The 25029-nt window shown below is 72.1% G+C and carries 22 protein-coding genes and 2 pseudogenes; 13 read left to right on the top strand and 11 right to left on the bottom strand.

What is annotated here, in order from left to right; genetic code table 11:
* Positions 1-94 precede the first annotated feature (94 nt).
* The 11 genes from ABZ749_RS02810 (at position 95) to ABZ749_RS02760 (ending at position 12678) form a co-directional block, all read left to right on the top strand.
* Complete coding sequence (locus ABZ749_RS02810) at positions 95-1096, top strand: methyltransferase (protein WP_357222132.1); 1002 nt, start codon at positions 95-97, stop codon at positions 1094-1096.
* A 52-nt stretch (positions 1097-1148) separates the two neighbouring features.
* Positions 1149-4397: a BTAD domain-containing putative transcriptional regulator gene (locus ABZ749_RS02805; RefSeq protein ID WP_357222130.1), complete on the top strand. Its 3249-nt coding sequence runs from the start codon at positions 1149-1151 to the stop codon at positions 4395-4397.
* Between the two features lie 92 nt (positions 4398-4489).
* The gene (locus tag ABZ749_RS02800) at positions 4490-4738 is read left to right on the top strand and encodes a phosphopantetheine-binding protein (RefSeq protein ID WP_357222127.1); all 249 of its coding nucleotides are present in this window, start codon (positions 4490-4492) and stop codon (positions 4736-4738) included.
* A 37-nt stretch (positions 4739-4775) separates the two neighbouring features.
* Positions 4776-6158 (top strand): condensation domain-containing protein, encoded by a 1383-nt coding sequence (locus ABZ749_RS02795; RefSeq protein ID WP_357222125.1) that lies wholly within the window; start codon positions 4776-4778, stop codon positions 6156-6158.
* The gene (locus ABZ749_RS02790; RefSeq protein ID WP_357222123.1) at positions 6155-7420 is read left to right on the top strand and encodes a GNAT family N-acetyltransferase; all 1266 of its coding nucleotides are present in this window, start codon (positions 6155-6157) and stop codon (positions 7418-7420) included. Before ABZ749_RS02795 ends, ABZ749_RS02790 begins: the two co-directional genes overlap by 4 nt.
* Before the next feature lie 10 nt (positions 7421-7430).
* A complete protein-coding gene (locus tag ABZ749_RS02785; RefSeq protein WP_357206422.1) occupies positions 7431-8063 on the top strand; it encodes a dTDP-4-dehydrorhamnose 3,5-epimerase family protein in 633 nt (210 codons plus the stop codon).
* Positions 8064-8097: 34 nt separating this feature from the next.
* A complete protein-coding gene (locus ABZ749_RS02780; RefSeq protein WP_357222121.1) occupies positions 8098-9345 on the top strand; it encodes an activator-dependent family glycosyltransferase in 1248 nt (415 codons plus the stop codon).
* Positions 9346-9455: 110 nt separating this feature from the next.
* Positions 9456-10052, top strand: a complete 597-nt coding sequence (locus ABZ749_RS02775; protein ID WP_357206418.1) for an NAD(P)H-dependent oxidoreductase — start codon at positions 9456-9458, stop codon at positions 10050-10052.
* A complete protein-coding gene (locus ABZ749_RS02770; RefSeq protein WP_357222119.1) occupies positions 10049-11680 on the top strand; it encodes an MFS transporter in 1632 nt (543 codons plus the stop codon). Before ABZ749_RS02775 ends, ABZ749_RS02770 begins: the two co-directional genes overlap by 4 nt.
* A 50-nt stretch (positions 11681-11730) precedes the next feature.
* Positions 11731-12237, top strand: a complete 507-nt coding sequence (locus tag ABZ749_RS02765) for an SRPBCC domain-containing protein (protein ID WP_357222117.1) — start codon at positions 11731-11733, stop codon at positions 12235-12237.
* A gap of 3 nt (positions 12238-12240) precedes the next feature.
* On the top strand, positions 12241-12678 hold the full coding sequence (locus ABZ749_RS02760; protein ID WP_357222115.1) for a nitroreductase family deazaflavin-dependent oxidoreductase: 438 nt from the start codon (positions 12241-12243) through the stop codon (positions 12676-12678).
* Positions 12679-12743: 65 nt separating this feature from the next.
* Here the strand turns inward: ABZ749_RS02760 and ABZ749_RS02755 are convergent, their stop codons facing one another.
* The 10 genes from ABZ749_RS02755 to ABZ749_RS02710 all read right to left on the bottom strand — a co-directional run bounded on the left by ABZ749_RS02755 (position 12744) and on the right by ABZ749_RS02710 (position 23638).
* Entirely contained in the window at positions 12744-14018 is a 1275-nt protein-coding gene (locus ABZ749_RS02755; RefSeq protein ID WP_357222113.1) for an activator-dependent family glycosyltransferase, read from the bottom strand.
* 30 nt (positions 14019-14048) lie between these two features.
* Positions 14049-15026, bottom strand: coding sequence for an aldo/keto reductase (locus ABZ749_RS02750; protein WP_357222111.1), 978 nt, complete (start codon positions 15024-15026; stop codon positions 14049-14051).
* A 17-nt stretch (positions 15027-15043) separates the two neighbouring features.
* Positions 15044-15757 (bottom strand): class I SAM-dependent methyltransferase, encoded by a 714-nt coding sequence (locus tag ABZ749_RS02745; protein WP_357222109.1) that lies wholly within the window; start codon positions 15755-15757, stop codon positions 15044-15046.
* On the bottom strand, positions 15754-16500 hold the full coding sequence (locus ABZ749_RS02740) for a class I SAM-dependent methyltransferase (protein ID WP_357222107.1): 747 nt from the start codon (positions 16498-16500) through the stop codon (positions 15754-15756). The genes ABZ749_RS02745 and ABZ749_RS02740 overlap by 4 nt, the downstream gene beginning before the upstream one ends.
* Positions 16497-17666 carry a DegT/DnrJ/EryC1/StrS family aminotransferase gene (locus tag ABZ749_RS02735; RefSeq protein ID WP_357222105.1) on the bottom strand — a complete coding sequence of 390 codons (1170 nt, stop codon included), beginning with the start codon at positions 17664-17666 and terminating at the stop codon, positions 16497-16499. The genes ABZ749_RS02740 and ABZ749_RS02735 overlap by 4 nt, the downstream gene beginning before the upstream one ends.
* Positions 17667-17673: 7 nt before the next feature.
* Positions 17674-18378 carry a DUF899 domain-containing protein gene (locus ABZ749_RS02730; protein ID WP_357222103.1) on the bottom strand — a complete coding sequence of 235 codons (705 nt, stop codon included), beginning with the start codon at positions 18376-18378 and terminating at the stop codon, positions 17674-17676.
* On the bottom strand, positions 18362-19969 hold the full coding sequence (cmdF, locus tag ABZ749_RS02725) for a tyrosine 2,3-aminomutase (RefSeq protein ID WP_357222101.1): 1608 nt from the start codon (positions 19967-19969) through the stop codon (positions 18362-18364). Before cmdF ends, ABZ749_RS02730 begins: the two co-directional genes overlap by 17 nt.
* Positions 19966-21537 carry an AMP-binding protein gene (locus ABZ749_RS02720; RefSeq protein WP_357222099.1) on the bottom strand — a complete coding sequence of 524 codons (1572 nt, stop codon included), beginning with the start codon at positions 21535-21537 and terminating at the stop codon, positions 19966-19968. The genes cmdF and ABZ749_RS02720 overlap by 4 nt, the downstream gene beginning before the upstream one ends.
* 38 nt (positions 21538-21575) lie before the next feature.
* Positions 21576-22766, bottom strand: a complete 1191-nt coding sequence (locus ABZ749_RS02715) for a cytochrome P450 (protein ID WP_357222097.1) — start codon at positions 22764-22766, stop codon at positions 21576-21578.
* Positions 22767-22843: 77 nt separating this feature from the next.
* A complete protein-coding gene (locus tag ABZ749_RS02710; RefSeq protein ID WP_357222095.1) occupies positions 22844-23638 on the bottom strand; it encodes a TIGR03084 family metal-binding protein in 795 nt (264 codons plus the stop codon).
* A gap of 351 nt (positions 23639-23989) precedes the next feature.
* Here ABZ749_RS02710 and ABZ749_RS02705 point away from each other — a divergent pair, with 351 nt between their 5' ends.
* Together ABZ749_RS02705 and ABZ749_RS02700 are read left to right on the top strand one after the other, a co-directional pair.
* The gene (locus ABZ749_RS02705) at positions 23990-24184 is read left to right on the top strand and encodes a DNA-binding protein (protein ID WP_355008720.1); all 195 of its coding nucleotides are present in this window, start codon (positions 23990-23992) and stop codon (positions 24182-24184) included.
* A pseudogene (locus ABZ749_RS02700) lies at positions 24181-24726 on the top strand (FAD-dependent monooxygenase); the annotation flags it as partial. The gene ABZ749_RS02705 and the pseudogene ABZ749_RS02700, both read left to right, overlap by 4 nt.
* 59 nt (positions 24727-24785) lie before the next feature.
* On the opposite strand, the pseudogene ABZ749_RS02695 reads toward ABZ749_RS02700, so the two are convergent.
* Positions 24786-25029: pseudogene (locus tag ABZ749_RS02695) on the bottom strand (primosomal protein N'); the annotation flags it as partial.

Below are 25029 nucleotides of genomic sequence, written 5' to 3'. Positions count from 1 at the left end.
AGCGGAACGGCAATTCAGGAGATGCCGCTGCTACGCAAGGAATGCGAGCGTGAGCGGGCGACGATCAGATTCTCACGACCCACGAGGGGGCACGGTGGCACGGGACGAGATGAGCGCCAGGATCTGGTCCATGGCGGGGCTCGGTACGCCGATGGCGATCCGGACGGCGGCGACGTTGCGCCTGGCCGACCACATCGACGCCGGGGCCGACACCGCCGAGGCGATCGCGGGGGCCGAGGGGGTGAACGCCGACGCGCTGGAGCGGGTCATGCGGTACCTGGCCGTCCGGGGCCTGCTGACCCGGGAGAGCGGCGGGCGGTACTCACTGACCCCGCTCGGCGCGGTGCTGCGGGAGGACCACCCGTCGAAGGCCCGCGCCCGGCTGGACATCGAGGGTTCCGTCGGCCGGGCCGAACTGTCCTTCGTGCAGTTGCTGCACAGCGTGCGGACGGGAGAGGCCGGCTTTCCGGTCCAGTTCGGCCGTTCCTTCTGGGAGGACTGGGCCGCCGACCCGGAACGGGCCGCGAACTTCAACCGGCTCACCAGCGACCTGGAGTCACGGTCGCCGGAGATCGTCGAAGGCATGGACTGGGGTCCGCTGGGCTGGGTCGTCGACGTCGGCGGCGGCAACGGCGCGCTGCTGATCGGGCTGCTCAACGCCTACCCGACGCTGCGTGGCACGGTGCTCGAGATGCCGGACAACTGCGAGGCCGCCCGCAAGTCGGTCGCGGAGTCGGACCTGGGGGAGCGCCTGGACGTGGTGGCCGGCAGCTTCTTCGACCCGCTGCCGGCCGGCGCCGGCGGGTACGTGCTGTCGTTCGTGCTGCACAACTGGGCCGACGACCCTGCGCGGGAGATCCTGCGCCGGTGCGCGGAGGCCGCCGGGCAGACCGGCGCGGTGCTGGTTGTCGAGCAGACCGGGCCTGGTGGGGAGGCCACCCACACCGGAATGGACCTGCGCATGCTGACGGCCTGCGGTGGTCGGGAGCGGACCGCCGCCGATCTGACCGCTCTCGCGGCATCCGTCGGGCTGCACGCTGTGGCCGTCCACCCAGCCGGCTCGTTCTCCATCGTGGAGCTGCGCGCGGCAGGCTGACCTGCCATTCCGTTGCCGGTGCCGCGCCATCGGGTGGGTTACCCTGTGCCGCATGCGCTTCGGGATGCTCGGTCCGCTCGAGGTCTGGACCGCTGATGGCAAGCCGGTGCGCATCCCGGAGCTCAAGGTCCGCGCGCTGCTGGCCGACCTGTTGGTCCACGACGGTCGGCCGGTGGCGGCGCACCGGCTCATCGACGACCTCTGGGGCGACCGACTGCCCGCCAACCCGGCCAGCGTGCTCCGCAGCAAGATGTCGCAGCTCAGGCGCGCCCTGGACGACGCCGAGCCGGGGGCCCGCGATCTGGTCACGCATTCCCCGGCCGGGTATGCACTCACCGCCGGCGACGACGCGGTGGACGTCGGCCTGTTCACCGAGATGGTGGGCCGAGCCCGCCGCGCCGTCCACCCCAGGGACAGGATGGCGCTACTGACCGACGCCCTGGCGCTGTGGCGCGGCCCCGCGCTCGCCGATTTCCCGGACGAGGCGTTCGTCCGCCCGGCTGTCACGCGCTGGTCGGAGGCCCGGCTGATCGCTCAGGAGGAGTGGGCCGAGACGGCGCTCGATCTGGGTCGACACGCCGACGTGCTGGCCGACCTCGGCGACCTTGTGGAACGCCATCCGTTGCGCGAGCGTTTCCGCGCGGCGCGGATGCGGGCGCTGTACCAGTGCGGCCGGCAGGCCGAGGCGCTCGACGAGTTCCGGATCTTCGGCGACCGCATGCGCGACGAGCTGGGGCTCGACCCGGGGCCCGAACTGGTCGCCCTGCACCGCGCCCTGCTCCGCCAGGACCCGGCGCTCACCGGTCCGGCCACGACGCCGGTGCCGATCGAACCCGAACGCGGGAACCTGCCGGCCCCGCTCACCGGGCTGATCGGCCGGGACGGCGCGGTCGCCGACGCGGCTCGACTCCTGGACGCCGGCCGCCTGGTCACCCTGACCGGTCCGGGCGGCGTCGGCAAGACCCGGCTCGCGGTGGCCGTCGCCGCGCGGATCGCACCCGGTGTGCCGGCCGGCGCGTGGATGGTCGAGTTCAGCACCGTGCCGCGCCCGGGCGGCGGCGGACGGGCGGCGTCCGCCGTGATCGACGCCGTCGCCAGCACGCTCGGGCTCCGGGACGATGGCCGCTCCGGCAGCGCCGGCGGTGTCGACCGACTGGTGGCGGCGCTGCGGGGTCGGCGTCTGCTGCTGGTGCTCGACAATTGCGAGCACGTCGTCGAAGATGTCGCCGAGCTCGGCCGCGAACTGCTGGACGCCTGCCCCGACCTGCGCATTCTTGCCACCAGCCGGGAGTCGCTCGGTGTGCCTGGCGAGGTTCTGGTGCCGGTGCCGCCCCTGGCGCCGCCGGAGGCGGGTACGACAACGGTCGCGCAGCTGCGTCGGTCCAGCGCCGGGGAGCTCTTCCTGGCGCGGGCGGCCGCCTCCGAGCCCGGCTTCGCCCCGGACGACGAGAACGCGGCAGCGGTGGCCACCGTCTGCCGGCGGCTCGACGGCATACCGCTGGCCCTGGAACTGGCCGCCACCCGGGTGCGCACGATGGGGATCACCGAACTGGCCGCCCGCCTCGACGACCGGTTCCGACTGCTGGCTGCCCATCGGCGCGGCGGCCCGGCCCACCACGCCACCCTGCGCACCATGATCGACTGGAGCTGGGACCTGATCGGCGCGGACGAGCGGGCCGTGCTGCGACGGCTGTCGGTGTTCACCGACGGCTGCGCGCTGTCATCCGCCGAGGAGGTGTGCGCCGATCCGCCCGCCGCCGGGGGAGTGTCCCGTGCCGACGTGGCGTACCTGCTCGGGCGACTGGTGGACTGCTCGCTGGTCACGCTGGTGGAGAACGCCGACGGGGTGCGGTACAGGATGCTGGAGTCGGTGGGGGCGTACTGCGCCGAGCGGCTGCGCGAGTCCGGCGAGGACGAGGCGGTGCGGCTGCGGCACGGCACCTGCCAGGCCGCCCTCGCCGAGGAGGCCGACCAGAATCTGCGCGGTCCCGTCCAGCGCCGGTGGCTGCGCCGGTTGGACGCCGAACAGGCCAACCTGCGGGCGGCCCTGGCCGCGGCGATCGAGCGTGGAGACGCGGTGCTCGCCCTCCGGCTGGCCTGCGCCTGCGCCTGGTACTGGGTACTGCGCGGCCACCTGGGCGAGGGCCGCCGTGCGCTGGCGGCGGCGGCCGCGGTGCCGGGCGAGGCGCCGGCCGGCCGGCGTGCCCTGGCGCTGCTCTGGGAGGCGGGCATGGCCGCGCTCGGCGGCGATGACCCACACGACCTGCTGTGCCGGGCGGAGGCCGAGGGTGAGGCCGGTGCCGACCCGCACGCTGTGGCGCGGGCCCGCTGGTTGCTCGCCTCGGCGCTGCCCGAGGATGTCACCGCCCGGCCCGGCGACGGCCGGTTGGACGGAGTGCTGTCGGAGTTCCGTAGCCTCGGCGACCGCTGGGGGGCGGCGGCCGCGCTGAGTAGCCTGGCCTGGACGGCGCTGCTGCGCGGAGACGTCGCCGCGCTGCGCCGCGACGCGGAGCGGAGTCTGGAGGAGTTCCGCGATCTCGGCGACCACTGGGGAGTGTTGCAGGCCACCAACCCGTTGGCCGCGTTGGCCCGGATGACCGGGGACAGCAGCCGCGCCGCGCGGCTGCACCGCGATGCCCTCCGCATCGCCCGCGAGCTGGGCCTGTGGCCGGAGGTGTCGTACCAGCTCAACGAACTGGGACGGATCGCGCTGGACGCCGGCGACCACGCCGCCGCCGGCGACCTGCACGCCCAGGCCCGGCACCTGGCCAAGGAACAGTCCAATCTGGCCCTGGAGCAGTTCGCCGACCTGGGGTTGGCGATCACGGCACGCCGGCAGGGCAGATGGGACGCCGCCGAGCGACTGCTGCACCCGTGGCTGGAGTGGAACAGGCAGGCCGGCTGGCATGCCGGCGTGGCAGCGGTCGGCGCGGAGCTCGGCTTCGTCGCCGAGCAGCGCGGTGCGGCCGACGACGCGCTGCACCGGCACCGGGAGGGCTTCGCCGCGGCTCGGGACAGCGGTGACCCGCGAGCGGTGGCGCTCGCCCTGGAGGGGCTCGCCGGGGCGTACCGGCTGGCCGGTGACCCGGTGCGGGCGGCCCGACTGCTGGGCGCGGCGGACGCCGCCCGCGACGCGGCGGGACTGCCGTCACCGGACGCGGACCGGCACGACTCGCGACGCGTCGCCGGGCTCCTGGCCGCCGACCTGGGGCCGGCCCAACTGGTCGCTCAGCGCGCCGCAGGGGCCGGCGCGCCGCTCGACGACCTGCTGCGCGACGACCGGTCGATGGCCCGGCGCTGACGAGCCTGCGCAACGCAGGAGATGAACCTCGGGTCGAACACGTGTGATGCTTCAGCTCGCGAGACAGTGAATTCCCGGCCGAGGGGATCCGGATGTCAGAACAATCGCGCGCCGATCTCGAGAAGCACGTCACAGCGATCTGGGAGGACGTTCTCGACACCGCGGCCGGTCCGCCCGACGCGACATTCTTCGAATTGAACGGGCAATCGATAGCGGCTTTTCGCATCGTCGCGCGGATAAGTGACCGGACCGGCATCGACGTGCCCGTCGAGGAATTGTTCAAGGATCCGACACGCGCCGCCTTCGCCCGGGCGGTTCTCGCGCGTGCGGAACGGCGCTGACCCGAGCTGGCTCGACCACGTGGAAAGGCACGGTGGAATGGTGTACGCAGAGAACCGCTTTCCGTTCTCCATCGAGCAGGAGTTCCTGCGCGGGCAGCATCAGGAGGACGGCTCCACGGCGGGGTTCGGCCCGCGCCCCATCTCCAGCGGTGGCTGGCGGCTCACCGGGCCGGTCGACGCCGACCTGCTGCGCGGGGCTCTGGACGACGTCATCGCCCGGCACGAACCACTGCGGACCCTGGTCATCAGGGGCGCCGACGGCTGGGAACAGGAGGTGCGGGACCCGTGCCCGGCCCGGCTCCAGGTGCATGACCTGGGCGACGACCCGGACGGCCGGGGCGTACGGGCCGAGCGGTTCCTCGACGAGGCCGAGTCCGGTCACTTCGACGCTGACGAGCTTCCCCTGCTCTGGGCGTACCTGGGCCGTTTCGACGACCGGGACGCGGTGCTGGTGCTGGTCGCGTACCTCCCGCTGATCGATGTGTGGTCACTCGGCATCGTCATGGACGACCTGGCCGCGTGTTACGCCGCCCGCCTGGCCGGCGACAAACCCGACCTGCCGGACCCGCCGCGGTATCGCGACTACGTGCGACGCACCGAGGGAGATGCCGCCGCCGGCGGCTCCGACCCGTCCTTCGAGTACTGGCGTGAGCGGCTGGCCGGAGCGCGCCCCGTCGTCATCGCCGCGGACCGGCCGGCGAACCCCGACCATCCGGGCGTCACCCGCGTCGACCGTTTCCAGATCGACGCCCGGCTCGGCTCGGCCGCCCTGCGCCTGGGCCGTGCGACGGGAAGCTCACCGTTCATGGTGATCTTCGCGGCGCAGCTCATCCATCTCCAGCGGATGACCGGTGTCTCGGACGGGGTGGTGTGGACGCTCACCCCCGGACCTGGCCGCCGGCACGAGTGGGCCGAGGCCACGGTCGGCTACTTCGTCAACATGTCACCGCTGCGAACCGACATCTCGGGCTGCGTCACCTACCGCGACGTCCTCGCCCGGGTGCGCGCCACCTGCCTGGAGGCGTTCCCGCACGAGGTGCCGTTCGTCGGACTGGCGCAGCGGGCCCCGGACGTCATCGCGGGGCTGGAACAGGGCGGCATGGTCGTGCCGGGCTTCGCGGTGTTCCAGAACCCCGCGGCGTCGAAGACCCGGTCCGCCGGTGCGGTCGAGTACGCGCCGGTGCGCCGGCGGTTGTCCCAGGCACAGGGCCCGGGCATCCCCGACGACGCGATCCTGTGGACCATCGACATCGACCCGGACGGTGAGATCTTCTGCGCCGTCAGCTCGAGCACGGACCGGTTCGAGCAGGCCACGGTGGACCGCATGCTGGCCGAGTTCCGCGACCTGTTCGGCAGGGTCCTGGCCGACCCGGACGCGCCGCTGGCCGGCGCCCGTACCCACGAAGGGGCGCACTCGTGAGCACGCTGCCTCCCGGCTACCAGCTGGTCACCGACCTCCCGGACGACCGGTACGGGGAATGGCTGGACTGCTGGCTCGGTGCCTTCGGCAACCCGGTCAGCGCCGATCCCGAGATCCTCGACTTCTACCGGCGCACGCACCCGCCGGATCGGGCCGTGGCGGTCGCCGACGAGGACCGGTACGTCGCCACCAACACCGCGCTCGACCGTGACCTTGTGCTCCCCGGCGGCAACACGGTGCCGGCCGCCGCGTGCACCGGTGGTTCCGCGCACCCGGTGGTGGCCCGGCGTGGGTTGCTGCGCGCCACGGTCGCGCACCTGAACCGGCGGGCCGTCGACGAGGGCAAGGCGATCGTCGTCGGGGGCGCATCCGAGTGGCCGATCTACGGCCGGTTCGGTTCCGGCCCGGCGACCTGGTCCGACGCGGTCGAGTTCGACGTCCGGGCGGTCGGCCTGCGCGACGACGTGCCGGGCCGCGACCTGCGTCCGCGTCGGATCGACGGTACGCAGGCCCGGGACCTCGGGTACAAGCTGTACTCCCAGCAGGCGGCGCAGACGCCCGGGGAGGTGCTCACCCCCTCGTGCTACTGGGACCGGCTTGCCGGCGACCCCGCGTCCGGCGCGCTGGAGGAGGCTCTCGCCCTGGGTGCCCCGGGGTACGGGCCCCGGCACTGCGCCGCGATCGACGACCGTGGGCTGGTGACATACCGGATCATGCCGGACTGGACGGCGGAGTCCGCGCCGCAGAGCAAGCTGCACGTCATCGACTTCCTCGCGGCCGACCAGGAGGCGGAGGGCGCGCTCTGGCGGCACCTGTTCTCCGTCGACCTGGTCCGCGAGATCGACGTGTGGCGGATGCCGGTGGACAGCCCGCTGCGCTGGTGGGTCGACGACGCGCGACGGATGCGTGTCCGCCGCCAGGACGCCCTCTGGATCCGCCCGCTGGATGTGCCACGACTCCTGCGCACCCGCGGCTGGGCCTGCGACGGCGTCCTCACGCTCACGGTGCACGACCCGGAGGGCCTGGCCGCCGGCACGTTCCGGCTGGAGGTGACCGACGGGCACGCCACGTGCGAGCCGGTCACCGCCGCGGCCGACCTGGAGATGGGCGTCGGCGCGCTGGCCGTCATCCTGCTCGGTGGCACCCCGGCGGCCGCGCTCACCCGGGCCGGCCGGATCAGCGCCCCGGACGCGCGCAAGGTGCGACTGTGGGACGCCATGGCGGTGCCGGAGCGCAGCCCGTACATCAGCTACTGGTTCTGACGGGGTCACCGTGACAGTGAGCCCGCTCGCCGTGACCGGGGCCCTGCACTTCACCGCGCCGGTGTTCCCCGACGACCGGGGCTTCTTCGGCACCCCGTTGCAGGCTGGCCTGTTCGCCGAGACCACCGGCCGTCCGCTGTTCCCACTCGCGCAGGCCAGCTACAGCCGGTCCCGGCGGGGGGTGGTTCGGGGGGTGCACTACACGGCCGCACCCCCCGGCGCCGAGAAGTACGTCTACTGCGCGCACGGCGCCCTGCTCGACATCGTGGTGGACATCCGGGTGGGGTCGCCCACGTACGGCCAGTGGGACGCGGTGCGGCTCACCGGCGACCGGATGGACGCGCTGTACCTGCCGGTCGGCGTCGGCCACGCCTTCGTCGCGCTGACCGACGACGCCGTCATGCAGTACCTGCTCTCGCGGGAGTACGAGCCCGCTGACGAGCGCGCCGTCTCCGTCCTCGATCCACGGCTGGGTCTGCCGGTGGGAAACCCCGCCGGGCACGATCTGTCCGAGCGCGACCGCGCCGCGCCGACCCTGGAGCAGGCAAGGGAGGCGGGGTTGCTGCCGGACTACGCCCGCTGCCGGGCGATCGAGGTGCGCAATCTGCGAGATGCCCCGGCCAGGGCGGCTGGTGGACGGTAGGCGGGCACACGACGACCCGACCGAAAGGGCACCGATGCGCGTTCTGTTCGCCACCTATGCGGAAACCACCCATTACTACAACATGGTCCCGCTGGCCTGGGCCCTGCGCACCGCCGGCCACGAGGTCCGGGTCGCCACCCAACCGGCCCTCATGGACGCGGTCGTGCAGTCCGGCCTGACCGCCGTGCAGGTCGGGGAGGACCACGACTTCATGTCGGTCATCGCGGCCAAGGCCGACGACCCGACCTGGGGCGAGCGGATCACCACGGCATTGCGGACCGGCGGCGCCGACATGGACTATCCGGCCCTGCTGGCGTTCTTCGACGAGGCCGTGGAGACCTCGGCCAAGGTGTTCAACGACCCGATGGTCGACGCCCTCGTGGCGTACGCGCGGGAGTGGCAGCCGGACCTGATCATCTGGGAGAACTTCACCCTTGCCGGCGCCATCGCGGCCCGGGTCACCGGCGCCGCGCACGCCCGCCTGCTCTGGGGGGCCGACGCGCAGACCCGCATCTACAACCGGTTCCAGGCGTTGCTCGCCGAGCAGCCCGAGGATCAGCGGCGCGACCCGATGCAGGACTGGGCCGCCGCGCACCTGGAGCGGTTCGGCGTCACCTATGACGCCGACGTGCTGACCGGGCAGTACACCCTGGACCAGGCGCCGGAGAGCATGCGGCTGGACGTCGGGCTGCGGATCGTGCCGTTCCGGTATGTGCCGTACAACGGTCCGGCCCGGGTCCCCGGCTGGCTGCGCGAGCACCCGGAGCGTCCGAGGGTCTGCGTGACCGCCGGCATCTCGATGCGTTACATGCTGGGCTACGACCCGATCCCGGTCTCGACGCTCAAGCTCTTCGCCGACGCCGACGTCGAGGTGGTCGCGACGCTGGCCGTCGACGAGAGCGAACTGGCCGACGTGCCGCCCAACGTCCGGGTGGTGAACTTCGTGCCGATGCACGCGCTGCTGCCCAGCTGCTCGGCCGTCGTGCACATCGGCAGTGCCGGCGTGGTGTCGACGGCGATGGCGTACGGCGTGCCGCAGCTGACTCTCGTCCCCGACCTGTGGGACGCCGTCGTGCGCGCCGACATGTTGCGCGAGCAGGGCGCCGGCCTGGATCTGACGCTCGACCAGGCGACGCCCGAGGCGATCCGCGACAACGTCCTGCGGCTGGTGCACGAGCCGGAGTTCCGGGCGGCCGCGGACCGGATCCGGGGCGAGATGCTCGCCGAGCCGGCACCGAGCGAGATCGTGCCGGTTCTCGAGAAGATCGCCGCCCAGCGGTGACCCGGGGGTTCCGGCCGGCGCACGTCCGGCCGGAACCGAACCGGAACCCCGGCACGGAAGGCTGACCACTGCTGCGGGAAGCCGGCGAGCCGGGGAGAGGTGACGCCAGGATGAGCGAGAACCATCTGCGGTTGGTGATCGTCATCGCCAGCATCCGCCGAGGCCGGTTCGGTCCGGTCCCGGCGCGCTGGCTGTGCGACGAGACCAACCGTGGTGGGCGCATCGAGGCGGACGTGATCGACCTCGCCGAGGCCCGCCTGCCCGAGGTCGCCGGCGACCCGGCTCCGCCCGCCGTTCGCGACCTCGCACCATGGCTGGCCGCCGCGGACGCGTTCGTCGTCGTCACACCGGAGTACAACGGCAGCTTCCCCGGGTCGTTGAAGACGGCCATCGACTGGTTCCGCGACGAATGGCGGCGCAAGCCCGTTGGCTTTGTCTGCTATGGCGGTCCGGCCGCGGGGCTGCGGGCGGTGGACCATCTGCGCCAGGTGTTCACCGACCTGGACGCGATGACGGTGCGCGACCCGGTGACCATCCCTCACCACCGGTCCGCCTTCGACCTCGCCGGCCGGCCGGTCGATCCCGGTCTGACGGTCGCGGCCGGTCGCATGCTCGAACAGCTCATCTGGTGGGCCGACACGTTGCGGCGCGGACGCGTGGCGCCGACCGACACCCGACTCGGGAAACTTCAGGAAGGAATTCGATGACAACCGAAGGCACCACTGCGGCCGTGCCGCGGGCGGGCCGCCGGGAATGGATCGGGTTGGCGGTTCTCTGCCTGCCCACCCTGCTGGCCTCGGTGGACCTCACGGTCCTGTATCTCGCACTACCGCATCTCAGCGCCGACCTCGGCGCCACCACGACCCAGCAGTTGTGGATCGTGGACATCTTCGGGTTCCTCACCTCCGGCCTGCTGGTCACCATGGGCACGCTCGGTGACCGTTTCGGCAACCGCAGGATGCTGTTGATCAGCTCCGCCGCGTTCGCCGCGGCGTCGCTGCTGGCGGCGTACGCCACGACGCCGGAGATGCTCATCGGCGCCCGCGCCCTGCTCGGCGTGGCCGGTGCGGCAGGAATGCCCGCCGCCCTGGCCCTGATCACGCACATGTTCCGGGACCCGGCGCAGCGCGGCATGGCGATCGCGTCGTGGATGAGCTGTTTCATGGGCGGCCTGATGCTCGGGCCCCTGGTCGGCGGCATCATGCTCGAGTACTTCTGGTGGGGCTCGGCGTTCCTGCTCGCGGTCCCGATCATGGTCCTCGTCCTGGTGGTGGCGCCGGTGCTGTTGCCGGAGCGCCGCAACCCGGGCGCTGGCAAGCTCGACCTGCTCAGTGTCGCCATGTCCCTGGTCGCGATGATCTCGCTGGTGTACGGGCTGAAGAAGCTCGCCCAGGACGGCTTCACGGCACCGGCGCTGCTCGCCATGGTGTTCGGCGTTCTGGTCGGCGTGCTCTTCGTGCGGCGGCAGCGGAGCCTCACCGACCCGCTGCTCGACCTGCGCCTGTTCGGCATAGCGACGCTGCGCGCCGCGCTCATCCTCGGCCTGCTGGTCAGCGCGCTCAACGGCGGCGCGTCTCTGCTGGTGACCCAGTTCCTCCAGGTGATCGAGGGGCTGTCACCGCTGCGGGCGGGCCTGTGGCTGCTGCCGCCGTCCCTGGCAATGATCATCGCGTTGTTCCTGGCGCCGGGCCTCACCGCCAAGCTGAAGGCGGGTCGGGTGATCGCGCTCGGGCTCGGCATCGGGGTGGTGGGCTATCTGATCCTGGCCCAGGTGGAGAGCGTCGACGGTCTCGGGCTGCTCGTCGCGGGCTTCGCGGTGCTGCTGTTCGGTATGGGCCTGCCCTCGTCGCTGGGCACCATGCTGGTGATGGGCGCCGCGCCGCCGGACCGGATCGGCTCCGCGTCGTCGTTGCAGCAGACCAGCAACGAGTTCGGTATCTCGATCGGCATCGCCACGCTCGGCAGCATCGGCATGGCGACCTACCGCAGCGAGTTGGCGGACACCGTGCCCGACACGGTGCCGCCGGACGTGGTGGAGGCCGCCCGCGAGGGCATCGCCCCCGCCAGCGTGCTGTCAGCGCAGTTCCCCGACCTGCTGGCGCCGGCGCGGGCCGCGTTCACCGTCGGTCTGAACAACGTCGCCTGGGTCAGCGCGGCGCTGATGATCGGCCTGGCCATCTTCGCGTACTTCGCACTGCGGCACACCGAGCTGAGCGAGATGACGCCGCCGACCGACATTCCGCCGCTTGCCGAGCAGGCTACGGCCGCGGACGCCGCCGGCGTCGAGGCCGGCCGCACCGACGACGCCCCGCAGACCGTTCCGCCTCATCGCTGACGCCGATGCCCGGCGGGCCTGGCCCGCCGGGCATCGCGGAAGGAGTAACCATGTCACTCGACGTGGATGGCACCCAGGTGACGCTGTGCCGGGACAGCGCACGGCCCAGCGTGCGGCTGCGGCGCCGCTATCCGGCACCGGTCGCCGCAGTGTGGCGGTGCCTCGTCGAACCGGATCAGGTCAACGCCTGGTGGACGCCGATGACCGTCGAGCTGGTGCCGGAGGCTGGCGCCGCGATGACGTTCACCTGGCCCGGTGGCGACACGGAGCCGGGCCAGGTCCTCGCCGTCGACCCGCCCCACCTCTTCGCGTACACCTGGGGTCCGGACACCCTGCGCTGGGACCTGTCCGCCGCCGGGGACGGGACCGACCTCACGTTGCTGACCACCGTGGCCGACCCGGGCCACATCGCCTACAGCGCGGCTGGCTGGCACTCCGGCCTCGACCTGCTCGAAGATCACCTGGCCGGCCGCGAGGTCGTGCCACCCGGCCCCGATCCGGCACCTCCGGCGCTGGTCGAACGCTATCGTCGACTGCTCGACGGAGAACAGGGATGACACATGGCTGACGAAGAGATCCACGACAGTCCCACCAAGTGGGTGGCCGACCACGTGCGCTCCTATGTGGAGACCGATGGCGCCAAGGGACACGACTTCCAGGGCAAGTTGCCCACCCTGCTACTGACGACGCGGGGCCGCCGGACGGGCAAGCTGCGCCGCACCGCACTGATCTACGGGCGGGACGGCGACCGGTACGTGGTGGTGGCCTCGGCGGGCGGCCAGGAGGCGAATCCCGCCTGGTACCTGAACCTCTGTGCCGAACCGGAGGTGTCCGTGCAGGTGTACGGCGAGACCTTCCAGGCCAAGGCGTCGGTCGCCGCTGAGGCCGAGCGGCCCGCGCTGTGGGAGAAGATGGCCGGGATTTTCTCCACCTACCGCCGCTACCAGAAGAAGGCATCCCGGGAGATCCCGGTGGTGCTGCTGGAACCGCTGCGTTAACCCCCGAACAGGCTGTGCGCCTCCGCCGGCCCGCCCCCGTCCGCGCGGAGGCGCACAGCCCTGCCTCAGCCCGCCCGCCGGTACGCCGCAGTCAACTTCTCCACGGCGGGCACCACCTCGTTGGGCGTGGGCAGACCCATCATCTCGGTACGCAGGCGGACCGCGTTCTCCTTGAACGACGGGTCCTTGAGGACCCGCATCAGGTCCTCGCGGAGCCCCGCGGGAGTGAGGTGGTCGGAGTCGTAGGCCAGCCACACCCCGGCGCCACGCTCCTGCAGCCCGTTCGCCTGCGCCACCGGGCCGAACCACTTCTCGCTCCAGTACGCGCTCGGCACGATGAGCTGCGGTACGGCGTGCTCGAAGGCTGAGGCCATCGTCGAGGATCCGCCGTGGTGCACGATGGCGCTGCACGTCGGCAGCAGGACGTTCATCGGCACGAAGTCGACCACCCGCACGTTGTCCGGTATCCGCGGCACCGAGGCGAGCTGCTCCGCGCTCATCGTGGCGACCACCTCGATGTCGAGGTCGCCCACCGCCTCGAGCAGGTCCACGGCGGAGGCCTCGGCGACGTCCGCCTCGCGGTGGGTCATGCCCAGCGTGACGCAGACCCGCGGCCGGACCGGCGGCTCGTAGAGCCACCGCGGCACCACCGAGGGGCCGTTGAAGGCGAGGTGACGCATGCGGATGTAGTGCGGGGCGCTGGGGCGCCAGGTCCACGGCGGCATGGTGTCGATCGTCCACTGGCCGTGCACGACGTCGTCGGCGAACGCGCCGCCGCCGTGCGTGCGCAGCAGCGGCTCCAGCCAGGCGCGCATCGGGTCCGGCCGGGACCCGCCGGCCGCCCGTACCGCCTCCCAGAGCTGCACGAAGGCGTCCGTGCCGAACAGGATGCGCGCGTGCGCCGCGCCGCAGGCCCGGGCCACCACCGGTCCGGCGTAGGTCATCGCGTCCCAGAGCACCAGGTCCGGCCGCCAGGCGCGGGCGAAGCCGATCAGGTCGGTGAGCATCGCGTCGGTGTGCAGGAACGGGAGGAGGTTCGTGGTGAGGTACTCAAGCTCGGCGTACGGATCGTCCCGGGCGTAGTCGGTCTGCACCGGCAGCGTTGCCGGTGCGGCCTGGCGCTTCGGCGGCTCGGACATCTCGTCGACCTCGGCCAGCGTCTCGGCCATGGGCTCACCGGCCAGGACGGCGGTGAGCCCCGCCTGCGCCAGCGCCTCGGTCGAGCCCGGCTGGCAGGCGACGCGCACGTCATGGCCGGCGGTGCGCAGCGCCCAGGCCAGCGGCGTCATGATGTAGAGGTGTGACTTCAGGTCCGGGGGAGCGACGAACAGGACACGCATGGCGGGTCTCTCCTTCGGGTTCGAGGTGATTCACCAGCCCGCCGGCGGGCTGGCGCCGGCGACCGGGGGGAACAGCTCGTCCAGGCGCCGGATCACCGCGGGGTCGAGCGGGCTGTCGAGGGCGGCGAGGGCACCGTGCAGGTGCGCCAGGGTGCGTGGACCGATCACCGCTCCGGTCAGTCCGGGCCGGCCCAGTACCCAGGCGAGCGCCACCTCGGCCGGGTCCAGCCCGAGACCGGCACAGTACTTCTCGTAGTCGGCGACGGCCTCGTACCGGTCCTCCAGGGCCCGCATCGCGCGCCCCTGCGCCGTCTTCACCGCGGTGCCGTCGGCCAGCTTCCGGAGTGCGCCGCCGAGCAGCCCGCCGTGCAGCGGGGACCAGGCGAACACCCCGACGCCGTACGCCTGGGCCGCCGGGATCACCTCCGTCTCGGCCTGCCGGGCCACCAGGTTGTAGGCACACTGCTCGACGACGAGCCCGAGGTGACCGCGTCGGGTCGCCGTCTCCCGCGCCGCCGCGATGTGCCACCCGGCGAAGTTCGAGGAGCCGACGTACCGGATCTTGCCCTGGCCGGTCAGCATCTCCATCGCCTGCCAGATCTCGTCCCAGCCGGCGTGCGGATCGAAGTGGTGCATGTGGTACAGGTCGATCCAGTCGGTGCGCAGCCGCCGCAGGGAGTCCTCGCAGGAGGCGACGATGTGCCGGGCGGACAACCCGCGGTCGTTGGGCCAGTCGCTCATCGGGTTGAACACCTTGGTCCCCAGCACCACCTTCTCCCGCCGGCGGTCGCCCTGGTCGAACCATGCGCCGATGAGTTCCTCGGTCAGCCCTCGATGCACCTGCCAGCCGTAGTGGTTAGCCGTGTCGAAGAAGTTGATGCCGTGGTCCAGCGCCTCGTCCATGAGGCGGAACGCCTCTTCGCGCGTGGTGCGCACACCGAGATTGAGCGTGCCCAGGCACAGCGGGCTGACCTCCAGGGCGGTACGGCCGAGTCGGGTGTAGCGCATCGTCGCTCTCCTTCGTCTCAGCCGCGCTGCCCGACGAACAGGCCGCGCCCGGTAAGCCCGTCATCCAGGAACTCGGCCGGGCAGCCGGCGTCCGCGAACGCACCCAGGTACTCGTCGCGGCTGAACAGCATGAGGTGCGACGTCTGGGTGAACTCTCGGATACCGCCCGCGTCCCCCACCAGGAAGCGCACCTCCAGGTGCGACATCCGCCCGGTGCGGGTGGTGTGTGACATCCGGGCCACCGCCCGCGTCCCGTCGGTGTCGGAGTCGACGGCCAGATGACCGTCGAGGAACCGCTCGGGAAACCACCACGGCTCCACCACCAGCACGCCGCCCGGCTCCAGGTGCTGCGCCATTGACCCCACGGCCTGACGCAGCTCGGCCACCGAGCCCAGGTAGCCGATGGCGTTGAACATGCAGGTGACCGCGTCGAAGCGGCGGCCCAGGCGAAAGTCGCGCATGTCGCCGTCGTGCACGGGCACCCCGGGTAGGCGCGTCCGGGCCGTCGCACGCATCGGCTCGGACAGCTCCACGCCGGCCACCTCGTCGAAGGTGTCGGCGAAGGTGGCCAGGTGTGCGCCCGTCCCGCAGGCCACGTCGAGCAGGCTGGCGGCCTCCGGACGCCGGTCGCGGATCAACCGGGTCAGGGTCTCCGCCTCGGCGGCCCAGTCCTTGCCCCGGCTGCGGTAGATGAACTCGTAGATCTCGGCGAACTCGGCGGTGTAGGTCATCGGCGGACCCCGGCGAACAGGCCGCGGCCGGGCAGGCCGCCGGCATCGGTGAGATGCTCGGCGGTACAGCCCGCCGACCGCAGGGCCTCGAGATAGTCCTCCCGGGTGAACAGGGTCAGCATCTGCACGTGGGAGAAGTGCCGGATACCGCCGTCGTCGGCGACGACGTAGTGCGCCTCGTGCCGGGCCGCCTGCCCCTGCCGCGCCGAGTGCGAGACCCGCACGACGGTACGGGTGTCGTCGTGGACCACGTCGTGGGCGACGTGCCCGTCGAGGAACGTGTCCGGGGACCACCATGGGTCGATCACCAGTACGCCACCGGGAACGAGGTGCGCGGCCATCGTCCGGACCGTCGCAGAGAGCTCGTCGACGTCGTGGGCGTAGCCGATGGTGCCGGTCAGGATGCACACGGCATCGAATTCGCGGCCCAGCGCGAACGACCGCATGTCGCCGACGTGGACGGCGCAGGCCGGCAGCTTGGCCTGCGCCACAGTGCACATCGCTGGGGACAGTTCGAGTCCGGCCACCTCCAGGAAGGTCGCCGCCAGCCGCCGCAGGTGCTCGCCGGTCCCGCAGGCCACGTCCAGCACGGACCGGGCCTGCGGCCGGCGCTCGCGGATTACGCGCGCCACGGCGTCCGCCTCGGCGGCGAAGTCCTTGCCCCGTCCCGCGTACAGCAGGTCGTAGATCTCGGCCACGTCGGCGTCGTAGGCGGCCGAGGTCACCGTGTGTTGGCCGGTCACCGGGTGTCTCCCGCCGCGACGGTGTGCCGGCCGAGCCGACGGGCGAGGGATGCGCGCAGTGCCGCGACGACCGCGTCCACGTCGTCGTCGGTGAGCGCCTGGTGCATCGGCAGGCACAGGGTGCGTTCGGCGGCCCGCTCGGCCCGGGGCAGCCGCGCTGCCGACCCGTACGCGGCCACCCGGTGCAGGATGGGATAGCGGAACGTCGTGTAGATGCCCTGGGCGTACAGATCGCTGGCCACGTCGTCGCGGATGCCCTCGTCCATCTGCACCCAGTACAGGTAGTGCGAGCTGCGTTGGCCGGGAGGCAGCGGCGGGGGCAGGGTCAGACCGGGCACGTCGGCGAGGCCGCTGTCGTAGCGAGCCTCGACAGTTCGCCGCCGGTCGGCGAAGTCCGGCAGTCGGCCCAGTTGCACCAGGCCGACGGCGGCCTGCATGTCGTTCATGATCGAACGCCTGGAGAACGACGAGATGTCGAAGTCCCACCATCGGTGCGCCGAGCGCCGGGCCTGGGAGAAGCCGCTGAACTGCTCCAGACCGAAGTACGCGAGCTTGGCGGCCCGCGCCACCAGGTCGGGATCGCGGGCGGTGAGCATGCCGCCGTCCCCGGCCACGACGATCTTCTGTGCGTCGAAGCTCCACACGCCGATGTCGCCGAGCGTGCCGCAGGGCACGCCGTCCACGCTGGAGTCCACCGCACAGGCGGCGTCCTCGATGAGGAGGATCCCGCGTTCCCGGCACAGCTCGGCGATGCCCGCGATGTCACCGGGCCGGCCACCGTAGTGCAGCGCCAGCACTGCGCGGGTGCGCGGAGTGAGTGCCGCCGCCACGTCGTCGACGGTGGGGTTGAGGGTGTGCGGATCCACGTCGCAGAAGACCGGACGGGCACCGTGCGCCGCAATGGCGTTGCCCGCGCCGACGAAGCTCACGGTCGGCAGCACCACCTCGGTGCCGGGCCCCACACCGGCGAGCTGCATCGCGATGAACGTCGCCTCGGTGCACGAGTTCACCGCTGTGACCCTGCCGGTGTCCACGCCGAGGTGGCCGGCGAAGGCCGCCTCGAACGCCGCGGTGCGCGGTCCCTTGCCGACCCAGTTGCTGCCGAACACCTCTGCGATGGCGTTCAGCTCCGCCTCGCCGAGGGACGGCTGAAACACGTTGATCATGATCCGCTCACCACCTCTCGTAGTCGTCGTGGTGGCGGACCCAGTCCATCTTGTCCTCCAGGTGATCTTCCTGGCGACCCAGCGGGGTGAGGTCGAGGTAGTTGTAGGTGTTGTTGAGCAGGTCGCTACCGCGCCGGTAGGTGGAGTAGGCGTAGCGCACCACGTCGCCCTCGCGCAGGAACGTGCTGACGCCGGGCATCTCCGGCTCCGGGTCGTCGTCGTCGAGGCGCACGTGGAAGTCCTCGTAGAACGTGGTGCCGTGGCAGGAGACGAACGGCACGGTCCAGCCCATCCGCTTGACGAACTGCTCCGTCTCCGCTGGCGGCTCCGGTGACACCACCACCAGCGTGGTGTCCCGTGCGTGCAGGTGTGCCAGGTGACCGATGTTGTCCACCCAGAACGAGCAGATCGGACACCAGCCGTACCCTTCCAACGAACCCATGAAGTGGTACGTGATGAGCTGGCGCCGGCCCTCGAACAGGTCGAGCAGACTCAGCCGGCGCCCGCCCGGGGCGATGAAGGTGTAGTCCGTGTCGACGGTCAGCAGGGGCAGCGCCTGCCGCTCCCGGGTCACCGCGTCGCGGGCCCGGGTCAGTTCCTTCTCCCGCTCCAGCAGCGCCTTACGGGCGGCCAGCCACTGAGCCCGGTCGGCCGGGGCCGGCGTGGTGGTGGCGGCGGCCCTGCCCGTAGCCCCGTCAGCGCAGCACGACATCGGCGCGCTCCAGCTCCGTCAGGAACACCCCGCGCGACAGCGCCTCGGCGGTCCGCTCGATGTCGTCGGACATGTAGCGGTCCTCGCTCAGCGTGGACACGAGGCCGCGGACGGTGTCATAGGTGGCCCGGGCGGCCGGGCTCAGCCCGTCGGGCCCACCCCGCAGGTCCACCGCCTGCGCCGCGGCCAGGAACTCCACGGCGAGGATGCGGTCGTTGTTCTCCAGCACCCGCCGGGCGTTGCGGGCGGCGATCAGGCCCATGCTGACCACGTCCTGGTTGTCGCCGTTGGACGGCACGCTCTGGGTGCTGGCCGGCCCGATGGTGCGGTTCTCCGCGACCAGCGCGGTGGCCGGGTACTGCGCGCCGGCGAACCCGCTGTTCAGGCCGGGATCGCCGGCCACGAGGAACTCCGGCAGCCCGTCGCTGAGATGCCGGTTCAGCAGTCGGTTGGTGCGCCGCTCGGAGAACACCCCGAGCTGGGTGAGCGCGATGGTCAGGAAGTCCATCACGAAGGCGATCGGCTGGCCGTGGAAGTTGGCGCCGTGGAAAACCTCCTTGCCGACGAAGAACAGGGGATTGTCGTTGGCCGAGTTGACCTCGGTCTCCAGCTTCTCCATGGCGTGGTACACGGTGTCCCGGACGGCGCCCACCACCTGCGGGATGGCCCGCAGCGTGTACGCCTTCTGCATGTAGATCTCCGTACGGGAGACGCCGTTCGCGGCCCGCTCGGTCGCCTGCAGCTGCCGGCGCAGGTCCTCGTGCTCCAGCGCCAACCCGCTGCCCCGCATCAGGGCCCGCATGTTCGCCGCGGTGTCGATCTGGCCGCGGTGCGGGCGCGCGATGTCGTGGCCCTCGGCGAGGAACGGACTGGTTGACGCACGCATCGTCTCCAACACCAGCGCGGTGACGACCTCCGCCTGGCGAACCTGGTCGAGCGCGCGCTTGGCCACCAGGCAGCCCAGGCCGGTCATGCCCGAGGTGCCGTTGATCAGTGAGAGGCCCTCCTTGAAGCGGAGCTCCAGCGGCTCGATGCCGAGCTTGCGCAACACCGGGCCGGTCGGCACGCGGCTACCACCACGCAGCAGATAACCCTCGCCGATGAGGGTGGAGGCGATGTGTGCCAGCGGAGCCAGGTCACCGCTGGCTCCCAGCGAGCCGATCTGCGGGATGGCCGGCGTCAGGCCCTCGTTCAGATACAGCGCCAGCCGCTCCAGCACCTCGGGGCGGACCGCGGAATATCCCTTGGCGAGGGCGTTGAGCCGGGCCGCCACGATCGCCCGGGCCTCGTCCTCGGCGAAGTCCGGCCCCACGCCGGCGCTGTGACTGCGCACGAGGTTGGTCTGGAGCTCGACCTCCTTCGAGGTGTCGACGAGCATGTAGACCATCTCGCCGTAACCGGTGGTGACGCCGTACACCGGCTCACCGCGTCGTACGGTGTCCTCGAACATGGCCCGGCTGCTGGCCGCACGGCCCAGCGCGTCCCGGTTCACGCCGCAGCGGACGCGGTCCACCGCGACCTTCCACACATCGGGCACGCCGACGGTCTCGCCGTCGAAGTCGACGGTCGTCTGGGTCTCGACAAGGGTCACAGTGCACACTCCATCGGATCGCGGTGTTTCGTTCTTCCGGTACGGAGGCCGGCCAGGGCGCGCCGGTCGACCTTGCCGCCGGTGTTGCGCGGCAGGGAATCCACGGTGGTGAAGGTGACCGGCAGGACGGGATCGCCGAACCGGCGGCGCAGTGCCGAGCGCCAGTGGTCCGGGGTCCCGCCTGGGCCGGGTACGACGTAGGCGTCGAGGCGGACGACCAGGCCGTCGTAGCCGGTCACGGGCACCACGGCGCAGGCGGCCACGGCTTCGTCCGCGGACAGGGCGGCCTCGACGTCGGCGAGCTCGATGCGGACGCCGTACATCTTGATCTGCAAATCCCGGCGGCCGTGAAACTCCAGCACACCGTCCGGGCGCCACCGGCCGAGGTCACCGGTCCGGTAGTGCGGGGTGACGCCGTCGACGCCGGCCGGCGGGTGGAACACCCCGTTGTCCGCGGCCGCCGCCCCCACGTACCCGGTGGTGACGTACCGGCTGCGGATCACCAGGTGACCGATCTCGCCCGGCGGGCACGGGCGGTCGCGGTCGTCCAGCACGAGCAGGTCCCGTCCGGGGATGGGCCGACCGATCGCGACGGTGCCGGGACCGGTGTCCGCGACGGACACCTCGTGCCAGGTGGCGAGGATGGTCTCGGTCGGTCCGTACAGGTTGACGAGCCTGGTCCGCGGCAGCCGCGCCCGGAGCTGGCGGGCGAGCGGGCCAGGCAGCGCCTCGCCGGCGAGCAGCAGGGCGGCCAGCCGGGTCGACGCCGGATCGCCGTCGAGCAGCGGCTCCAGCTCACGGGCGAAGCTCGGCACGGTCTGGAGCACTGTCACGCGCTCACGTGACAGCCACGGCACCAGGCGATCCGGGTCCGCGCGTATTCGCCACGGCACCGGGCACACCGTGGCGCCCCCGCGCAGGGCCGCGAACACCTCGACGAGGCAGGCGTCGTAGCCGGGTGCCGCCCACTGCGCCAGCCGGGTGCCGGCACCGATGCCGAACTCGGCGGCGAACCATCCGGTGAACTGGGCCAGCGCGGCGTGGGTCTGCCGGATGCCCTTGGGTCGACCGGTGGTGCCGGACGTGTACGCCACGTAGGCGGTCGCGTCCGGAGCGACGGCGGACACCGTGGTGTCGGTGGCGCCGGGGATCCCGGCGAGGTCCAGCACGGGCACGCCGCTCGCGTCGACCGCCCGCCGTACCGGATCGTCCGGGTCCGAGTCGGTGAGTACGCACGCCGGCCCCAGATCGGCGAGCGCGGCGTGCGCGGTCCCGGTGCCGGCGAGGCACACCATCGGCGCCCCCGAACCGAGCGCGCCGACGAGTGCGACGACCAGGTCCGCGCCGGGGGACGCGAGCACTGCCACCGGTCGTCCAGGCCCGGCACCGTACGCCCGTACCGCCGCCCGCACACCGGCCGCGCGGCGTGCCAGCTCGCCGTAGGTGAGCTCGACGTCGCCGTCCGACACGGCGATCGCTTCGGGATGCCGCCGGGCCTGCGCCCGGATCAGGTCGGCCACGGTCGGGCCGGCCTCGGCCGGCTCCAGACCCTGGGTGTTCGCGGTCACGCCTCCTCCTTTCCAGATCGGTTGGGGCGACGGGGAGATCAGCGCAGCCGCACGGGCAGCGCGTTCAGGCCGTGCATGACGACGCTCGCCCGCCAGGCCAGCGATTCGGCCGGGTTGGCCAGCCGCAGGTGCGGATAGCGGCGCACCAGCGCGCGGATGGCGATCGTCGCGTCCAGCCGGGCCAGCGGCGCGCCGATGCAGTGGTGCAGTCCGTGCCCGAACGCCACGTGCGCGTTCTGCGGCCGGTCGACGCGCAGCGTGGCCGGCTCGGCGAACCGCTCCGGATCGCGATTGGCCGCCAGCAGCGAGACCAGCACCACCGCGCCGGTCGGTATGGTGGCCCCGCCGACGGCCACCGGCTGCCGCGCCCGCCGGGCGGCCACCTGCACGGGACTCTCGTACCGGAGAACCTCCTCCACGGCGTCCGCCACCAGGTCCGGATCGGCGCGCAGCCGCTCGAGCTGCGGGCGGTCGGTCAGCAGCGCCAGCATCGCGTTGCCGATCAGGTTGACGGTGGTTTCGTGTCCGGCGATCAGCAGAAGGAACACCATGGAGGTGAGCTCGTCCTCGGTGAGCCGGTCACCGCCGTCCCGCACCGATGCCAGGGCGGAGAGGAGGTCGTCACCCGGCGCGCGGCGTTTGTCGCGCAGCAGGCCCTGGGCGTAGTCCAGCATCTCCCCGGCGGCCGCCTCCAGCTCGGCGAGGCTCAGCGCGCTCGCCGTCAGTGTGGTCGTCCAGCGGTGGAAGGCGGCGTCGTCGGACTCGGGGATGCCGAGCAGCCCGCCGAGCACCCGGATGGGCAGCGGCAACGCGTACGCCGCGACGAGGTCGACCTCGTCCTCGCCGGCCATCGCATCCAGCAGATCCTCGGCGATCCGCTCGATGCGTGGCCGCATGTCCTCCATCCGGCGCCGGGTGAACGCCGCGGAGATCAGCCTGCGCAGGCGGGTGTGGTCCGGCGGTTCCCGGTTCAGCATGTGATTGTTCATGCCGAGGCGGAGCCGCTCGGAAAGACCGCGCCGGTCGGCTACCGCGCCGGTGCGGCCCTCCAAGCGGGTGTCGGCCAGGCACCGGCGCACCTCGTCGTACCCGACCACCAGCCACGCCGGACCGCCGGACGGCAGCGTCACCCGGTGCACCGGTCCCAGCGCCGCCAGGCGTGCGGATCCGGCGTGCCGCTGTGCCGCGTCGCCCAGCAGGAAGTCCGCGGCGTGCGGCGCGACGGTCATGCCGTCATCCTGGCAACAGCGGGTGTCGCGCAGCGCCTTCGTGGTTGCGCTGCTGGAACGAGGTGCATCCGGCATGATCAGGACCGGCCGAACTGTCCCGGCGTGCGACCCGCACCGGCCGGCCCGCGGTACGCCTGGGCGATGTCCAGCCAGTGCTCGGCGTCGGCCCCCGTCGCGGTCAGGGACAGGTCGTCGCGGTGCCGGCGACGCGTGACGAGCAGGCAGAAGTCCTCGGCCGGCCCGGAGATCCGCTGCTCGGCGTCCTCCGGGCCGAACCGCCAGACGGCGCCGGACGGAGCGGTGAGCGTGTAGCCGAACTCGACGTCGGGGGTCGACTCGCCGCGAGCCTGATAGCCGAAGTCCCAGGTGCGCACCGCGAAGCCGCACAGGAACCGGATCCGGTCCGTCCGCACCTGACGCACGCCGAGCGTGTCGGCGATGTCCTGACCGTGGCCGAACAGCTCCATCATTCCGGCGCAGGCCAGCACCGGCGCGGGCAGTGGCCGCACCAGCCAGGGCACCACTTGACCGTCCGGCACGGCGGCGAGAGCCTTCTCGGCGTTGGTGCGTTCCTCCCGCCACCGGTTGAGCAGGACGTGCGGCGGGTCGGAGAGATAGGCCGACAGCGCGACGTCGACGTTGCGGTCGAAGTCACCGCTCATCGTCGCGACGCGGGCGCGGAAGCCGTCCGGGTCCGCGGCGGCGAAACCGGCCAGCCGGAATGTCGCGGCCAGGTGGGCCACCTGATGGGCGATGGTCCAACCGGGAGCCGGGGTGTCCAGCTTCCACTGTGTGTCGTCCAGGCCGGCGAGCAGCCGGTCCAGCTCGTCACCGTCAGCGGTCAGGGCGGGGATCGGGTCGGGTCCGGTCACCGTGAAGTCCTCTCGATCGGGCGTACGGATGGCGTCGGGCCGGTGCGAGCCGGGCGGCGGTGTGTGGCCTGGATCGGCGTCGGTTCTCTGCAGGCGGGGCCCGTGCGCCAATCCCCGGAAAACGTCTCCATGGTCGACCTCGCACGGAGGGTGATGCACCTTCGTCAGTGCGCTGCGGGGCAGTGTGGATCTTCGCCGCCGGGATGTTCAGGGCGACTGCGCACGAACGCGTACGCGTGGCGCGGGTGGCGACTCACCGGGACCGGAACGTTTCCGGACCGTCTTCGCACCGCCACTGGGGCACCATGAACGCCGGACGGGCGCGTCCAAAGAACCGAAGGGAGTCACACGATGGCGCAAGGCACTGATCTGCCGAGCTCACTGGGCAAGCCCGCGCTGCGGGCGCTCGAGGGTGCCGGCTACACCAAGCTGGAGCAGTTCACCAAGATCAGCGAGTCCGAGGTCAAGGAGCTGCACGGGATGGGGCCCAAAGCCCTGAGCACGCTCAAGTCCTCGATGAAGGCGAAGGGCCTCTCCTTCAAATGAACCGTGACGACCGGGTGGGTGGCTGTTCGCCACCCACCCGGTCTCGTCGTAACGGGCACCCGCCACAGCACTTTGGAAGACGGCATCTGATGGGAAACGGGTACGAAGGCCACACACCAGCTCCATCGCGAGGCAGTGTGGGGCGTCGACCCGGAGGAAGCGGCATGACACAGGCCAGAACAGCCATGATCATCGGTAGCGGCATCGCCGGCAGTGTGGCGGCACTCGCGTTGCACCGGGCAGGCATCGAGCCGACCGTGTTCGAGGCGTACGACCGGCCGTCCGACGATGTCGGCGGCGAGTTGATGCTGGCGCCCAACGGCATCGACGCGCTCGGCATCGTCGGGGTCGAGGACGACGTGCACCGCCTTGGCAGCCCCATCCGCCGTACCGTGATGACGGACGGCCGAGGCCGGCCGTTCGGCGATTTCGAGCACCTGCCCGATCTGCCGCCGAGCCGCGCGGTCAAGCGCACGGACCTGCAACGACTGCTGCGCGAGCGGACCGAGGCGGCGGGTGTCCGCATCGTCTACGGCCGGCGTCTGGTCGGCGCCACGGACTCGCCGGACAGCATCACCGCCAGCTTCGCCGACGGCAGCAGCCGCGCGTCGGGCACCACGACCACGGCGCCGCGCCCACCGGCGACGGTGGCCGCCACCGCGTCGGCGTACCGGGCCGCCCAGTCCTCACCGGGCAGCGCCGACCAGACCGCGCGGGGCGCCCGGCCGTCGGCGAGCGCCCGCAGCAGAGCCGGACCGGTCGGGTAGTCGCGCCACCCGCGCGGGTCGACCGGCCCGATGGGGGCCGCCGGGGCTCGCTGATGATCCGGTCCGCCTCGCGCTTGC

The sequence above is a fragment of the Micromonospora sp. NPDC047753 genome, assembly GCF_040642735.1.
GTDB lineage: Bacteria > Actinomycetota > Actinomycetes > Mycobacteriales > Micromonosporaceae > Micromonospora.
Note: the sequence above shows the minus strand (reverse complement) of the source record. Positions and strands in the feature narration are given on the sequence as shown.